The 15,477-nt window shown below is 42.5% G+C and carries 12 protein-coding genes; 4 read left to right on the top strand and 8 right to left on the bottom strand.

Features of this window, described 5'->3' with window-relative positions; translation table 11 throughout:
• Positions 1-49: 49 nt before the first annotated feature.
• Positions 50-1,987 (top strand): AAA domain-containing protein, encoded by a 1,938-nt coding sequence (locus tag NQ505_RS25790; RefSeq protein ID WP_008998831.1) that lies wholly within the window; start codon positions 50-52, stop codon positions 1,985-1,987.
• A gap of 148 nt (positions 1,988-2,135) precedes the next feature.
• On the opposite strand, the gene NQ505_RS25795 is transcribed toward NQ505_RS25790, so the two are convergent.
• From NQ505_RS25795 to ilvD, 6 genes are all read right to left on the bottom strand, one after another.
• Positions 2,136-4,100: an LruC domain-containing protein gene (locus tag NQ505_RS25795; protein WP_008998832.1), complete on the bottom strand. Its 1,965-nt coding sequence runs from the start codon at positions 4,098-4,100 to the stop codon at positions 2,136-2,138.
• A gap of 192 nt (positions 4,101-4,292) precedes the next feature.
• The gene (gene ilvC, locus NQ505_RS25800) at positions 4,293-5,336 is read right to left on the bottom strand and encodes a ketol-acid reductoisomerase (RefSeq protein WP_008650279.1); all 1,044 of its coding nucleotides are present in this window, start codon (positions 5,334-5,336) and stop codon (positions 4,293-4,295) included.
• Between the two features lie 67 nt (positions 5,337-5,403).
• Positions 5,404-6,147: an acyl-[acyl-carrier-protein] thioesterase gene (locus tag NQ505_RS25805; protein WP_008998833.1), complete on the bottom strand. Its 744-nt coding sequence runs from the start codon at positions 6,145-6,147 to the stop codon at positions 5,404-5,406.
• On the bottom strand, positions 6,147-6,710 hold the full coding sequence (gene ilvN, locus NQ505_RS25810) for an acetolactate synthase small subunit (RefSeq protein WP_008650275.1): 564 nt from the start codon (positions 6,708-6,710) through the stop codon (positions 6,147-6,149). Before ilvN ends, NQ505_RS25805 begins: the two co-directional genes overlap by 1 nt.
• A gap of 56 nt (positions 6,711-6,766) precedes the next feature.
• Positions 6,767-8,461, bottom strand: coding sequence for a biosynthetic-type acetolactate synthase large subunit (ilvB, locus tag NQ505_RS25815; RefSeq protein ID WP_032853488.1), 1,695 nt, complete (start codon positions 8,459-8,461; stop codon positions 6,767-6,769).
• A 29-nt stretch (positions 8,462-8,490) separates the two neighbouring features.
• Positions 8,491-10,290, bottom strand: a complete 1,800-nt coding sequence (gene ilvD / locus NQ505_RS25820) for a dihydroxy-acid dehydratase (RefSeq protein ID WP_008998835.1) — start codon at positions 10,288-10,290, stop codon at positions 8,491-8,493.
• A 481-nt stretch (positions 10,291-10,771) separates the two neighbouring features.
• On the opposite strand from ilvD, the gene NQ505_RS25825 reads away from it, so the two are divergent.
• The gene (locus NQ505_RS25825) at positions 10,772-11,350 is read left to right on the top strand and encodes a peptidylprolyl isomerase (RefSeq protein ID WP_008998836.1); all 579 of its coding nucleotides are present in this window, start codon (positions 10,772-10,774) and stop codon (positions 11,348-11,350) included.
• A gap of 127 nt (positions 11,351-11,477) precedes the next feature.
• On the opposite strand, the gene NQ505_RS25830 is transcribed toward NQ505_RS25825, so the two are convergent.
• A complete protein-coding gene (locus NQ505_RS25830; protein WP_008998837.1) occupies positions 11,478-12,764 on the bottom strand; it encodes a serine dehydratase subunit alpha family protein in 1,287 nt (428 codons plus the stop codon).
• A 133-nt stretch (positions 12,765-12,897) separates the two neighbouring features.
• On the opposite strand from NQ505_RS25830, the gene NQ505_RS25835 reads away from it, so the two are divergent.
• A complete protein-coding gene (locus tag NQ505_RS25835; RefSeq protein ID WP_008998838.1) occupies positions 12,898-13,983 on the top strand; it encodes a PCMD domain-containing protein in 1,086 nt (361 codons plus the stop codon).
• Positions 13,984-14,015: 32 nt separating this feature from the next.
• The gene (locus NQ505_RS25840; protein ID WP_008998839.1) at positions 14,016-14,801 is read left to right on the top strand and encodes a porin family protein; all 786 of its coding nucleotides are present in this window, start codon (positions 14,016-14,018) and stop codon (positions 14,799-14,801) included.
• On the opposite strand, the gene NQ505_RS25845 is transcribed toward NQ505_RS25840, so the two are convergent.
• Positions 14,798-15,364 (bottom strand): calycin-like domain-containing protein, encoded by a 567-nt coding sequence (locus tag NQ505_RS25845; protein ID WP_008998840.1) that lies wholly within the window; start codon positions 15,362-15,364, stop codon positions 14,798-14,800. The two genes, NQ505_RS25840 and NQ505_RS25845, sit on opposite strands and share 4 nt — an antisense overlap.
• Positions 15,365-15,477 lie beyond the last annotated feature (113 nt).

The following is a 15,477-nucleotide window of genomic DNA, read 5'->3' on the forward strand; positions in this document are numbered from 1 at the left end:
GAGTCTATCTATAAAAATAACGAACGGCGTTCGAGTAATGTTTAACAAAATGAAATATTTTTTCTACCCGGAACGAAGATTTGTTACCTTTGCGCCTATTATGAGTAATAATCCGAAAAGTCCAATCATCGACCTTCAGCAACAGCAACTCCTCCTGCGGATGGAGTATGAATACGAGAAGGAAGAATTTAAACGGCAGACCGAAACAATGGGCGTTGCCCGTAAAGTGAAACGCGGTCTCTGCTGGTATCCCGTCTCTCTTGGCCGAAGTTACTACAATTCTCTGAATCAGCTTGTAATAGATATTACACGGACCGAAAATAAAGAAATAGAGCATTCCTTCGAGTTCGGCCGTCCTGTCTGCTTTTTCCACCAATCATTCGAAGGAAAAGTGAAGTACATGAATTTCATCGCTACTGTGAGCTTTGCGGATGAGGAGCGAATGGTAGTTGTACTTCCCGGAGCGGGAGCTTTAGCGGAACTGCAAACTGACGGCATACTGGGGGTGCAACTTTATTTTGACGAAACATCCTACCGGGCCATGTTCGAGGCACTGGAAGACACCATACGAGCTAAAGATAATCGTCTGGCAGAACTGCGTGATATTTTGCTTGGCACACAAAAACCGGGATTCCGGGAGTTGTATCCTGTCCGCTTCCCCTGGTTGAACAGCACACAGGAAACAGCTGTCAACAAGGTACTCTGCACGCGTGATGTATCCATCGTTCACGGTCCTCCGGGAACCGGAAAAACAACGACTCTTGTCGAAGCGATTTATGAAACATTGCACCGGGAACCGCAAGTGCTTGTCTGTGCACAAAGTAACACTGCTGTCGACTGGATTTGTGAGAAACTGGTAGACCGGGGAGTACCCGTACTCCGCATCGGAAATCCTACCCGGGTCAACGACAAAATGCTATCATCCACCTATGAACGTAGGTTTGAAAGCCATCCTGCCTATCCGGAACTTTGGGGAATTCGCAAATCTATCCGTGAAATGGGTAGCCGGATGCGCCGGGGTAGTTATTCCGAACGGGAAGGTATGCGTAATCGCATGAGTCATCTCCGCGATCGTGCTACGGAGTTGGAAATACAAATCAATGCCGATCTTTTTGATAGTGCCCGTGTGATTGCTTCTACGCTAGTCAGCAGTAACCATCGTCTGCTCAACGGGCGTCGTTTTCCTACTTTGTTCATTGACGAAGCTGCTCAAGCGCTCGAAGCTGCCTGCTGGATTGCCATCCGCAAAGCAGACCGTGTCATCCTTGCAGGAGATCATTGCCAGCTCCCGCCGACTATCAAATGTATAGAAGCCGCTCGTGGAGGACTGGATCACACGTTAATGGAAAAAGTGGTTCAGCAAAAGCCTTCTGCTGTCTCTTTACTAAAGGTACAGTACAGAATGCACGAGGCCATCATGCAATTTCCCTCCGACTGGTTCTACCACGGAGAACTGGAAGCTGCCCCGGAAGTGCGCTACCGAGGTATTCTTGACTTTGACACTCCTATGAACTGGATTGATACTTCAGAAATGGACTTTCACGAAGATTTTGTAGGCGAGAGCTTCGGACGCATCAACAAGCAGGAAGCCAATCTATTACTACAGGAACTGGAAGCATATATCGAACGTATCGGCAAAGAACGGATACTGGATGAAAGAATTGATTTCGGCCTGATTTCACCCTACAAGGCGCAAGTGCAATATTTGAGGGGAAAGATCAAAGGGAGCAGCTTTTTACGTCCCTTCCGCAGCCTCATCACCGTAAACACGGTAGACGGTTTTCAGGGACAGGAGCGAGATGTTATTTTCATCAGTCTTGTACGTGCCAACGAGGATGGGCAGATTGGATTCCTGAATGATTTGCGAAGAATGAATGTAGCGATTACAAGGGCACGAATGAAGCTTGTTATATTAGGAGATGCCTCCACCCTTACCAAACATCCTTTCTATAAAAGACTGATGTTATTCATTAAAAAGGAGGATTAAATACTTAATCCTCCTTTTAACAAAGTGCACTTTCTCACGAAACCGCACTTCGTTTTAACACAAACAAAACAAACAATATTTTATTTCACATCAGTACTATTCTTTATTTTCAGCTTCAAAGTTAATTGATTATTTCAATCCACTCCAACTATTTCCACCATTTTATTTGCGGATCACGTGTTTTTGCCCATTCTGCAAACTTTGGATATGTTTTATCAATACGTTGTTTCTCTGCTTTAAGATTCAAATTCAAGATAGAAGCATCCAAACGTGCATCCACGTGAATTGCAAATGGGAAACCATCCTTGCAAATAAAATAGGTACCATCTACATCACCACGAGAGATATCAGCTCCTGCTGGGAAATGATTAGTCGCACCGGCAGTTGGTTTATGATTAGTCAGATGGACTTCTGTCGTAGAGTTCAATACCTCTATAAAAGGATTGTATGGAGCTACTACCACTGACTTATCAAGCGTAGGATTATTAAATTCTATCGAAACCGTATATGTCTTCTCCTGAATATTATGATTCATCATATCATCAGCATTTATATTAGATACTCCCAATTCTGCTTTAGCATCCTTGAATAAAGTTATCACATTACCTGAATAGGAAGAAGTTTCACTACCATTAATCGTAATTTTAGAAGCTTTACTCAAATCAAAAGGAACTTCATAAGCAAATGAATTCTTATAATTAGCTCCTGTCCAAACCAATGTGAACTTATCAATAATATTAAGAACTTTATTATCTATATTGTAATCTATATTTGATTGATACTTCATGACCACATCATTCAAATCATAGTCACCTTGTTCCGGCCAATTATCCTCAAACCCAAGTATTCCTGAATATTTCTCTGTTCCTTGTCTGTCACCTGGATTAGGCACATCAGGTACTTCAATAGCCGTAATAGGATTAGAAGATATTACAAAAGCAACGTCATTATAGTCATTTTCTCCACCTTTCCAATCTTCCATCGTGATTACATTAAATCTGTCACCTGCCTTATTTTTGGCAGCAAAGATAGCAGTGTGTGAAATTCCATCACTATTCAAAGATTTAGTTGAATAGAACATATTTCCATTAGATCCTACATTTATCCAACCATTATTCCAAATAAGGAATCCAATCTTTGTCTTTGCTGGAAAACGTTCCGGATCTTCCTGCGGAAAGCTACCAGCCTTATTGATATATTTTAAATTTACTGCAACTCCACTATAATAATCCAGACTGTTTCCGTGCGCATTGGGGAATATAACGCATGCATGCTTGCTGGCTTCCTTTATATCACTAACAGAAGCACCTTCCGGATAGCAATAATAAGCAAATACACTCTGCGCACCTGTATCTCCTCCAAAATAGTTAATAACTACATTAGCATCTTCTTTTATCAGAATATCTGCATCATCAGACACCAAGTTAGTCCCTTCATTATTGACCCCCTCCGGGAAATAACTTGTTATATAGTTCTTGAGTGTTGCGTCCACATCAATCTTCTTAGAAGTATCCAGATAATCAGGTTTACCTGTATTTGTATTCCAAGTTCCCAGCACATTTGGAATCACATTTGTTATAAACTGCACAGAAGAACGTGTTTGTACACTTCTTGTCGATGAATCTAAGGCAGTTATATCAAGAGTATTATCAAAACTAATTTGTGCACTTACATTCGAGCCGGCCACCTGCGTCTTGTACAAAGTCGGAACTCCAAAATCTGGAGAATAAATATATACCTCCGAAACTGCTGCTGGAAAAGAAGCAGTCTTGATATAAAGACCTTGCGCATCCGTAAAACCAGTTGCAATATGTGATATTCCTGTTTTCTTTATGATTTGACCTCCTTCTGCCACATATAAAAGTGGATTCTCTGCATAAATCTCAAAATAAGCTTTAGGACATTCTTTTCCGTAATCGATATTCAATTGAACATCCTTAGTGGTAGCAAAGTTGAAATAGTTATCCAAAGTAACCTCTTCACTTTCTCCTTTATCCGAATTCGGTTCATATACATCTTTCTGCAAACAACTTGTAAAAGCAACAGAAATGACAGCAACTGCACATACAAATTTAGTAATGACAGTCATTTGAGACAAATTAAGTTTCTTCATACTTCTCGTTTATTTTATTTGTTGTTGCAAAGATAAGCATTAACTTGCATTTTTTAATCATATTATTGATATATTTTTCAAAAAAAACTTTATCGACTCCTCACCTACCTATTTCTGAACAACTTTTTAAACGAAAAAGGGGAGAAAGCAAACAGCCCTCTCCCTTTTATAAACTTGTATAATTTATCCAGCTTAATTGTTTTCCGGACGAAGTTTACGAACAGTTACTGCAGTCTGCCACATTTCGCTTTCACGCAGTTGACGGAGCTCTTCATTCAATTTTTCACGATAATCAGGTTGTGAATTACTATCGATAGAAATCTGTGCTTCGTTACCAGTCTTGACGCTATGATACAACTTTTCAACTACCGGCTTGATAGCGTCGTGGAATGGGCCCATCCAATCAAGAGCACCACGTTGAGCAGTAGTAGAACAGTTAGCATACATCCAGTCCATACCGTTCTTTGCAAACAACGGCATCAATGACTGTGTCAGTTCTTCTACTGTTTCATTGAATGCTTCAGAAGGAGTATGCCCGTTTTCACGCAATACTTCGTACTGTGCCAGCAACAAACCTTGGATAGCGCCCATCAATGAACCGCGTTCACCTGTCAAGTCAGAAGTAGCCTCACGTTGGAAAGTTGTTTCAAACAGATAACCGGAACCAATACCGATACCCAGTGCGATGGTTCTGTCCATTGCTTTGCCTGTAGCATCCTGATAGATAGCATAAGAAGAGTTCAAGCCACGTCCTTCGAGGAACATTGTACGCAAAGAGGTACCCGAACCTTTAGGAGCAACCATGATAACGTCGATATCAGTAGGAGGAACTACACCTGTACGGTCGTTCCAAGTGATAGCAAAACCATGTGAGAAATAAAGAGCTTTTCCGGCAGTCAGGTAAGGTTTGATAGTAGGCCATACAGACATTACTGCTGCGTCAGACAACAAGCACATTACGATAGTACCTTTCTCGCAAGCTTCTTCAATGCCGAACAAAGTTTCGCCCGGAACCCATCCGTCTGCTACTGCTTTATCGTATGTTTTTCCTTCACGTTGACCAACGATTACATTGAAACCGTTATCACGCAAGTTCAGTGCCTGTCCAGGTCCCTGTACGCCATAACCGATTACAGCAATTGTTTCATTTTTCAATACTTCACGAGCTTTTTCCAATGGAAATTCGTCACGGATTACTACAGTTTCAGTAGTACCTCCAAAATTCAACTGTGCCATTTTCTTTTTGTTTTTAGTTTTTGATGACTTACGTCATCCGTTATTAATTAATTTTGTATTCTCACATTTATTCAAATATCACTTTCGAACGGCAAACAACTTCGCTGCCATTCTTCTTTACTTCTACGTGAAACTCGTTTGCATTCACTTCATCGCAGAAGAAAGAGAGCTCATCACCAAAGTAACTTTCGGCTACGTACGCCATCTCGAAACGGCGGATACGTTTGGTCTTGTACAGCTCTATCGGGAACAAATCAAGGATATGCTCGATGTAACGGATGCTGTTCACGTGACCGTTAATATCAATATCACTGTATTTTGCCGTCAGGGTAGCCATTGACTGATCGCTTGTCACTTTAATACGTGAAGGCTTTTCAATAGGACAAGGTTCGTCACAGACATAATCTACGATACTTCCTCCGTGCAAGGTCAATAGATCGGCCGGTTTGCGGGTATTGAGATTAATCATCGCCCATACGGAACGCGCATAACCAATCTTTTTCCCATCCTTATCAATAATAGCAAAGTTACGGTCAGTAAACAAGCGGTAGACATTTTCCACCCATGTTTGAACTGAAAAGTTCTCATATTGATAAGGCATTTCATCCAACTCAATGGCCAGACGTGAAAGTACCCAGGTGTAATTATCCTCGTTCAGTGTTGCAATACCAAAGCCACGGTCACTTGCGTGAAAACCTGCACAATTCAACAGATGATTTCCTAGTACGCCCATAGTCAGACGTCCATTAAAGTCAACATGGAACGGTTCTGCCACAAACTGATAAGTTCCTATTTTATTTTCTTCACTCATTATTCTTGTTGGTTTTTACTCTGGTTATACATGGCTTCCCGTCCATCGAGAAACTCGTTCACCCGTTCAAAGCAACTGGTAGTAATCGCTACGCGTCCCGACCGAACAAACTGCAAAACACAATTTAAAGCCTTCAGTTCACCGTAGAGTGAGGTTATATCTTCGCTCATACCATTTTTCTCGACAATAGAAAATACCGGATTAACTTCCACTACACGGGCATTGTATCTGCGGATCAACTTGGATGCTTCCGGAGTTTCCTGAAAAGCAGGAGTAGATACCTTATATAGTGCAATCTCATGGAAGTATATTTCATCCTCGGTGAAATAATGTGCCTGAATCACATCAATCTTCTTTTCGATCTGTTTCACTACCTTCTCAATGGTGTCCTTATCCGTCAAAGCTGTAATCGTATACTTGTGTACACCTTTAATAGAAGAAGCAGATACATTCAGACTCTCGATGTTGATTTGCCGACGAGTAAATACAGCAGTTACCTGATTCAGCAATCCGGCTATATTTTCGGAATGAACTATTATCGTATATAATGTCTTGTCACTCATAATCCTAAATTTTAATTGCGAACTTTCAATCTTCCATTCTCAATATTCAACTTCTCCTAGCATTCCAACAGCATCTGATTGACCGAACCACCCGGAGGAGTCATCGGCAAAACATTGCCTTCTTCCACTACGCACGCTTCGAGCAGGAACGGACCATCTGTCGCCAGCATTTCTGCAATAGCTTCTTTCAGTTCTTCACGGGTGAAAGCACGTTTGGAAGGAATATCATAAGCCGAAGCAACCTTCATATAATCCGGATTCAACATCGGAGTAAACGAATAGCGGCGATTGAAGAACATAGCTTGCCACTGGCGTACGTTTCCGAGGTAATTATTATTCAGGCAGATAATTTTCACCGGAGCTTTTTGCTCCATAATCGTACCCAACTCCTGAATATTCATTTGCAGTCCACCATCTCCCATAAATACGCATATGGTACGTTCCGGTGCTCCAAAAGTTGCCCCGATAGCTGCGGGAAGACCGAAGCCCATAGTTCCAAGTCCTCCGGAAGTGATGATACTGCGTTCTTTCGTATATTTGAAGTAACGTGCAGACATCATTTGATTTTGACCTACATCTGTTACCAAAACTGCTTCATGATGAGTAGCATTGCTTACCGCACGTACCACTTCTCCCATACTCAAAGAGTTTGTTGCAGGGTGAAGTTCAGGGCGGATTACTTTTTCTTCCTCTACTTTCTCATATTCTTTGAAGCTATCAATCCATTCGGTATGAGTTTTCTTTTTCAGGAGTTTAGTCACAGAAGCCAATGTCTCCTTGCAATCTCCCAAAACAGCTACATCTACCTTTACATTCTTATTGACTTCTGCAGGATCGATATCAAAATGAATCACCTTCGCCTGTTTGGCGTAAGTAGCCAGATTGCCAGTCACACGGTCGTCAAAGCGCATACCGACAGCAATCAGTACATCGCATTTATTGGTATTGATATTCGGTCCCAAATTACCGTGCATACCCAACATACCTTTATTCAACGGATGTTCTGTCGGTAAAGCTGACAGTCCGAGCAGCGTACAGCCTGCAGGCATATCTGCCTTTTCGATAAATTCACGCAATTCGTTCTGTGCATTTCCCAATTCAACACCCTGTCCAACCAATACAAGCGGACGTTCGGCGTTATTAATCAGTTCGGCAGCTGCCTGTACAGACTCCTCGTCCGTATCGGGAACGGGAACATAACTGCGAATAAAATCGACTTTCGTCGGTTCATATTTCGTTTTTTCTACTTGCGCATTCTTGGCAAAGTCCAGTACCACCGGACCGGGACGACCACTACGGGCAATATAAAACGCACGTGCTACCGCCCAGGCTACATCTTCCGCACGACGGATCTGATAGCTCCATTTAGCGATTGGTTGCGTAATACCTACCAAGTCAACTTCCTGAAAAGCATCCGTTCCGAGAAAACCTGTTCCTACCTGTCCGGCAATCACTACGATAGGTGTACTATCGATCATCGCATCTGCAATACCTGTTACCGTATTGGTTGCTCCGGGACCGCTCGTCACCAGGCAAACACCTACTTCTCCTGATACACGAGCATAACCTTGTGCCGCGTGGGCAGCTCCCTGCTCGTGACGAACCAAAATATGGTTCAATATATTTTGATGATCGTACAAGGCATCGAACACCGGCATTATGGAACCACCGGGGTAACCGAAGATGGTAGTCACTCCCTGATGTTCCAAGGAGCGCATCATAGCCTCTGCACCTGTTATTAAATCTTTCATATTAGTTGATAGTTGATAAATGAACTATATCAGATTAATCTCACTGCTCCCTTATCGGCAGAGCTTACCATGCTGGCATACGCCTTCAGACTCTTCGGTACATAACGGTCACGAGTGACAGGAGTCATCGGACGAGCCGCCAGTTCTTCATCCGTCAGTCGCACGTTAATCTTCCGGGCCGGAATATCGATTTCGATAATATCTCCATCCACAATTTTTCCGATATTGCCTCCAGCTGCCGCTTCGGGAGAAACATGTCCGATACTCAATCCGGAAGTTCCACCACTGAAACGTCCGTCGGTAATCAAAGCACATTCTTTTCCGAGATGACGAGATTTGATATAAGAGGTAGGATAAAGCATTTCCTGCATACCGGGACCACCCTTCGGACCTTCGTGCGTAATGACGACGACATCACCACTGACGACTCGGCCTCCGAGGATGCCTTCACAGGCTGCTTCTTGCGAATCAAAGACTTTGGCAGGTCCGGTAAACTTCCAGATACTTTCGTCTACACCTGCTGTTTTTACCACACAACCGTCTTGGGCAATGTTACCTTTCAATACGGCCAATCCACCGTCTTTGCTATAAGCATGTTCCAAATCGCGGATACATCCGTTTGCACGGTCTTTATCCAGTTCCTTATAGTACATGCCCTGTGAACCAAGTACGAGATTGAATCTATTTCCGGCTGCACTCGAATATTTTTTAATTGCCTTTTCGCTTACATTCGGGCTGGTGATTGAATATTCATTAATAGCTTCCGCCAATGACATTCCGTCTACCCGTCGAACAGATGTATCTATCAGACCACCTTTTGCCAGTTCATCCATGATAGCAATAATACCACCGGCACGGTTTACATCCTGAATATGATATTTCTGTGTATTGGGAGCCACCTTGCAGAGACAAGGAGCCTTGCGGGAAAGCATATCGATATCATCCATCTTGAAATCTACCTCTGCTTCATGAGCAATAGCCAACAGGTGAAGAACTGTATTAGTAGAACCACCCATTGCTATATCCAGCGTCATGGCATTCAAGAAAGCCTGACGGGTAGCAATGCTACGAGGAAGCACACTTTCGTCTCCTTCTTCATAATATAACTTTGCATTTTTCACGATCAGTTCTGCTGCATCTTTGAAAAGCTGCGTACGATTCTCGTGTGTAGCTACGATGGTTCCGTTTCCGGGAAGAGCCAGTCCGATTGCTTCATTCAGACAGTTCATTGAGTTGGCGGTAAACATACCGGAACAACATCCGCAAGTAGGACAAGCATTTTGCTCGATATTCGCTACTTCCTGATCGCTGACACTTTCATCAGCCGATTTAATCATCGCGTCGATCAAATCCAGGTGCTGACCATTCCATTCTCCGGCTTCCATCGGACCGCCCGATACAAATACGGCAGGAATATTCAGACGCATAGCCGCCATCAACATTCCGGGAGTAATCTTATCGCAATTGCTGATACATACCATTGCATCTGCCTTGTGCGCATTAACCATATACTCTACACTGTCTGCAATGATGTCACGTGAAGGAAGCGAGTAAAGCATACCATCATGTCCCATTGCTATACCGTCATCGATAGCTATTGTATTGAATTCCGCAGCGAAGCATCCCAGCTTCTCAATCTCTGCCTTCACCAGCTGACCGATTTCATGCAGATGCACATGTCCCGGAACAAACTGGGTGAACGAATTGACGATAGCGATAATGGGTTTACCCATCTGATTCTTCTTCATGCCGTTGGCTGCCCATAACGCACGGGCTCCCGCCATCCGACGGCCTTGTGTACTAAACGAACTGCGTAATTGCTTTTTCATTTCAATCTATCTTTTAATTAAAGAGCCTTCCTCACACAAGTGAGAAAGGCTCTAAATTCTATCTTTTATGGTACGAACACATACAACACAAAAACCTTTCTCACGCTCTTGATGGGACCACCACGACGCGAATAATATGCAGGACTGCTAGGTTAATAGATGTATGTAACATATTCATATCTTCTTTTCTTTATTTTCGTGCTGCAAAGGTAAGGGCTTTTTTATTATATCCAAACAAATCGAAGAAAAAAATCACTTAAAAGCGAATAATTGTAAGAAAAGAGAGGTATTATTTCTCTATTTTATCACTTAAAGGTTGAATTTACAACTATTATCTAAGTGCACACTCCACCTTCTTTTTCTGACAAAAGCACTTAATAATCTGAAATTTACCCTCCCTATACCGGAGGACAAGCAAATAATTCGTATCTTTGTCGACCCGGATTACCGGGAATTATTAATCAGAAACAAAAAATATCAGATGGAAACAGTAGAAAACAAGTACATTACCGTTGCATACAAACTATATACAATGGAAGATGGTGAAAAAGAGTTGTTCGAAGAAGCAAAAGCAGAACATCCCTTTCAATTCATTTCAGGATTAGGAACAACACTCGAAGATTTCGAAAATCAAATAACTGCTCTTTCTAAAGGTGATAAATTTGACTTTACCATTCCGGCAGATAAGGCTTACGGACAATATGACGAACAACACGTCATTGACCTCCCCAAAAATATATTTGAAATAGATGGCAAATTTGACAGCGAACGTATTAAAGAAGGTAACATCGTACCTTTGATGACTGGTGACGGTCAACGCGTAAATGCCAGCGTAGTAGAAATCAAACCGGATATTGTAGTAGTTGACCTCAACCACCCGTTGGCTGGTGCCGACCTGATCTTTGAAGGTGAAATACTGGAAAGCCGTCCTGCTACGAACGAAGAAATTCAGGAACTTGTGAAAATGATGAGTGGCGAAGGTGGCTGCAGTTGCGGATGCGACAGCTGCGGTGATGGCTGTGGCGACGACTGCGGTTGCGAAGGCGGACACTGTCACTAAATAAAGTATTAAATTATAAAGTATTAAGTATTAATTCCGTGCGGACACAGCCGGGCTTTAATACTTAATACTTTTTTTATGCCGTTATTTGAGCTAATACTTAATACCTGATACTTAATACTTGAAATCAGCATCCTTTATGCGTCATGATGTCAAGCACCATTTTATCCGTTTCGTTCATGGCTTGCGAGCCGATTCTTGTCAGGTTGCGGATACTTTGATCTACATCTTCGTCGATAATTCCCTCTACGGAAGTCACACAACGGTCTTCCATTGCCATCATTGCAGATAATACGGCTGTCGAAACTCCGGTAGTTACTTTCAATGCACAACTCGGTTTTGCACCGTCACAAATCATTCCTGTCAGATTAGCAATCATGTTTTGAACGGCGAAGGCAACCTGATTGTAGTTTCCTCCCATCAACCAAGTGATTCCACAACTGGATCCGGTAGCAGCTACCACGCAGCCACACAAAGCTGACAGACGTCCTAAACTTTGTTTGATATATATAACAGTGAGATGGCTTAACATTAAAGCACGGATAAGTTCTTCTTCGCTCTTTCCGTTCTCTTCGGCAAAGACAACGACAGGGAGTGTAGCGGATATCCCCTGATTACCACTGCCGGAATTACTCATGACAGGAATCATTGCACCCGCCATCCGGGCGTCGCAAGCAGCTGATGTATAAGAGAGAATATGAGAAAATACGCTGTCACCCATCACTTTATGTTCGTAAGTTCCCCGAAGCATTTTACCTAAAGAATGTCCGTAGTTACCTTTAAAGGCTTGCTCGGCAGCAGCTTTATTCAAACGGGCTGTATCAAGAATGAAGCGAATCTCATCCAGCGGAGCAGTCAGTGCAAAGTCATAGACTTTACGCAAGTTTAATTCGAGCGAAGCATCTTCCTCTTCCTCGCTGACTGTATGTTGCTTGTCGAGCAATGTCTGTTCATCTTTGGCTATATATATAAAGGTAGTATGTCCACCGGCAATGATAGCTTTAGCTATTTTATCTCCCGCTTTACAGATCACTTCGATATAAAGCTTCTCCGTAATATCTTCTTTCAGAGAAATACAAATCCGTTTTTCTGCAATGAACAGTTTCCCCTGCTCCACTGCTTCCGGCGTACAGTCCCTCAACACCTCCAACTGATAGTCTGATTTGCCAATCAACACACCTAAAGCCACAGCTATGGGAAGGCCTACCATACCCGTTCCCGGGATTCCGACTCCCATGGCATTCTTTAGTATATTAGCACTTAACAAGACGTCTATCTTTTCCGGTTTCACTCCCAACGTTTCAGCAGCTTTAGCTACACAAAGCGCTACTGCAATAGGTTCCGTACATCCAATAGCCGGAATGACTTCTTTCTTAATCAACTCTATAATTTGCCTTCTTTCTGATTCAGTCATGGACTTATAAGTTTTGGTTCCACAAAAATAGGAAATTCTTTCTTTTCCAACATTCTATAATGAACAAATAAAATCTCATATTGTTATAAAACCTCCCATACACCAAACTTTAACAGAAAGAATTGATAGAAAAATGAAAGCAAAACACGTGATTCTTTATTTGCTACTGGTTATTGTTTCCTCTTCCTGTATCGGCGAAGAAGCTCTCAATGCAGAAGCAGACATAATAAGTTGCACACTACCGGGAGTAGCCATGACAACCAGTCCTATTATTAACAATAATTCCATCACTATCTTCGTCGGTCCGGGAACTGATATTTCAGAACTTACACCTGAATTTACATTGACTCCGGGAGCCACAATTAATCCTCTTAGCGGTACGGAACGAAATTTCAATACTCCACAAGAATATACTGTTACAGCTGCCGATGGTGTTTGGAAGAAAACGTATATCATATCCGTTATCGACACGGAACTTGCCACGAACTATAATTTCGAAGATACGCTTGGCGGAAAGAAGTACTACATATTTATAGAACGCGAAGGAGGTAAAGTCGTTATGGAATGGGCCAGCGGAAATGCGGGATATGCCATGACCGGCGTAGCCAAAACTGCTGATGACTATCCCACTTTCCAAATAACAGACGGAAAAGCCGGCAAATGCCTTTCTTTAGTGACACGCAGTACCGGATTCTTTGGACAAATAGCAGGAATGCCTATCGCGGCAGGAAATCTATTTATCGGTTCCTTTGATGTAAGCAATGCGATGAGTAATCCGCTTAAAGCAACTAAATTCGGTCTTCCTTTCCGGCATGTACCTACTTATCTGGCTGGCTATTATAAGTACAAAGCGGGAGATCAATTTACAGAAGGAGGCAAACCTGTAAATGAGAAACGGGATATCTGTGACATATATGCCATCATGTACGAAACCAGCGAATCTGTTCCAACCCTTGACGGAACGAACGCATTTACCAGCCCAAACCTGATTTCAACAGCACGGATTAATAACGCCAAAGAAACGAACGAATGGACTTACTTTAAGCTTCCTTTCACCACTCTCCCCGGCAAATTCATAGATAAGGAAAAGCTAATGGATGGAAAATACAATATAGCCATAGTGTTCACCTCAAGTCTGGAAGGAGATCATTTTAACGGAGCAATCGGAAGCACGTTGCTCATTGACGAGGCCGAGTTAATCTATCACTCGGAAGATTAGTGGAACTAAATAACTTTATAACAACAAGAACAATGAAAATCTATCTGTATATATTCAGTTTACTAACCTGTATAGGAATAGCCCTCCCCGGCTATGCACAGGTTGATCGAAATGAAACACTGATCCGTTCCGCCCTTCACGGACTGGAATATGAGATAAAAGCAGGTTTCAGCATTGGCGGCACAGCCCCGCTTCCTCTTCCGGTGGAAATCCGTTCCATTGACGGATATAACCCGACATTAGCTATCAGTATAGGAGGTGAAGTGACCAAATGGATTGCCGTTCAGAACAAGCTCGGAATTATAGTCGGATTGCGGCTTGAAAACAAAGCAATGACTACCGAAGCCACCGTAAAGAATTACAATATGGAGATTCTCGGACAGGGAGGTGAAAGAATCAGCGGAGTATGGACAGGCGGAGTAAAAACCAAAGTACATACTGCCGGACTGACAATACCTCTGATGGCTACCTACAAACTAACCAACCGGTGGAATATCAAAGCCGGACCTTATTTCTCCTATCTACTTTCAAGAGAATTTTCAGGTCACGTATACGAAGGATATTTGCGGGAAGATAATCCCACCGGTCCGAAGGTTGAGTTTACCGATGGCAAAATTGCAACATACGATTTCTCGGACGACTTGAGACATTTCCAGTGGGGATTACAGGTAGGAGCCGGATGGCGAGCCTTCAAGCACCTCAATGTGTATGCCGATCTTACCTGGGGATTGAATGATATATTTAAAAACGATTTTAATACAGTCACTTTTGCTATGTACCCCATCTACTTGAATATAGGTTTCGGGTATGCTTTTTAAGTCCCACTAGGCTCTGCCACCTGCTTCACTCCGGAGTAGGTTACTTTCACCGTCTGTTGCAATGCAGGCACTTTCACATTAATAGTCATATCTGCATTTCCACCTTCTACAGTTCCCGTAACTGTTACAGGACAAGTACCCAAAGAGGCAGCATCTCCTTCAAATGTAAGATCTTGCTGTCCGGTGAATGTAGACACACCTTCCCCCTTTTTCACTTCACATTTATCAATGACAATATCTCCAAATTTTAATATCTGCTGGTTGATGAACAATTCAAAATCCTTCAGTTCAATCTTCACTTCCGTATTGCTGACCTGCGAAAGCGTGATAAACTTCTCTATTCCGTCGCCAATGACAATTTCCTGATCCGAGCCATCCGGTATCATGGATATATCCAGATTTCCCCAATACGTTCCGATTACATCCGGAGCCGTTATCACAGCTTCCTCTTCGGGAGGATTCTCATTATTCTTGTTATCACTATCGTCGTCATCACTGCTACAAGCAGCAAAGAGAGTAAGAGAGCATACCAATGCCAATAAATACAATAGATTCTTTTTCATACGTCTTTGGTTTAGTTATTACAATAAATTCGTCCTTTATAAACTAAAAAGAAGAAAAAAGGTTCAATATGCTTCCTTTTTCGAAGTTATTTCGAGTTCGCAACTTTCTTACC

It is taken from the genome of Bacteroides sp. D2 (assembly GCF_025147085.1).
In the GTDB taxonomy this organism is placed as follows: Bacteria; Bacteroidota; Bacteroidia; order Bacteroidales; family Bacteroidaceae; genus Bacteroides.

Bases quoted from the DNA above. Each gene is read 5' to 3' on its own strand.
- NQ505_RS25790 (WP_008998831.1), top strand. From the start codon at position 50: ATGAAATATTTTTTCTACCCGGAACGAAGATTTGTTACCTTTGCGCCT.
- NQ505_RS25795 (WP_008998832.1), bottom strand. From the start codon at position 4,100: ATGAAGAAACTTAATTTGTCTCAAATGACTGTCATTACTAAATTTGTA.
- ilvC (WP_008650279.1), bottom strand. From the start codon at position 5,336: ATGGCACAGTTGAATTTTGGAGGTACTACTGAAACTGTAGTAATCCGT.
- NQ505_RS25805 (WP_008998833.1), bottom strand. From the start codon at position 6,147: ATGAGTGAAGAAAATAAAATAGGAACTTATCAGTTTGTGGCAGAACCG.
- ilvN (WP_008650275.1), bottom strand. From the start codon at position 6,710: ATGAGTGACAAGACATTATATACGATAATAGTTCATTCCGAAAATATA.
- ilvB (WP_032853488.1), bottom strand. From the start codon at position 8,461: ATGAAAGATTTAATAACAGGTGCAGAGGCTATGATGCGCTCCTTGGAA.
- ilvD (WP_008998835.1), bottom strand. From the start codon at position 10,290: ATGAAAAAGCAATTACGCAGTTCGTTTAGTACACAAGGCCGTCGGATG.
- NQ505_RS25825 (WP_008998836.1), top strand. From the start codon at position 10,772: ATGGAAACAGTAGAAAACAAGTACATTACCGTTGCATACAAACTATAT.
- NQ505_RS25830 (WP_008998837.1), bottom strand. From the start codon at position 12,764: ATGACTGAATCAGAAAGAAGGCAAATTATAGAGTTGATTAAGAAAGAA.
- NQ505_RS25835 (WP_008998838.1), top strand. From the start codon at position 12,898: ATGAAAGCAAAACACGTGATTCTTTATTTGCTACTGGTTATTGTTTCC.
- NQ505_RS25840 (WP_008998839.1), top strand. From the start codon at position 14,016: ATGAAAATCTATCTGTATATATTCAGTTTACTAACCTGTATAGGAATA.
- NQ505_RS25845 (WP_008998840.1), bottom strand. From the start codon at position 15,364: ATGAAAAAGAATCTATTGTATTTATTGGCATTGGTATGCTCTCTTACT.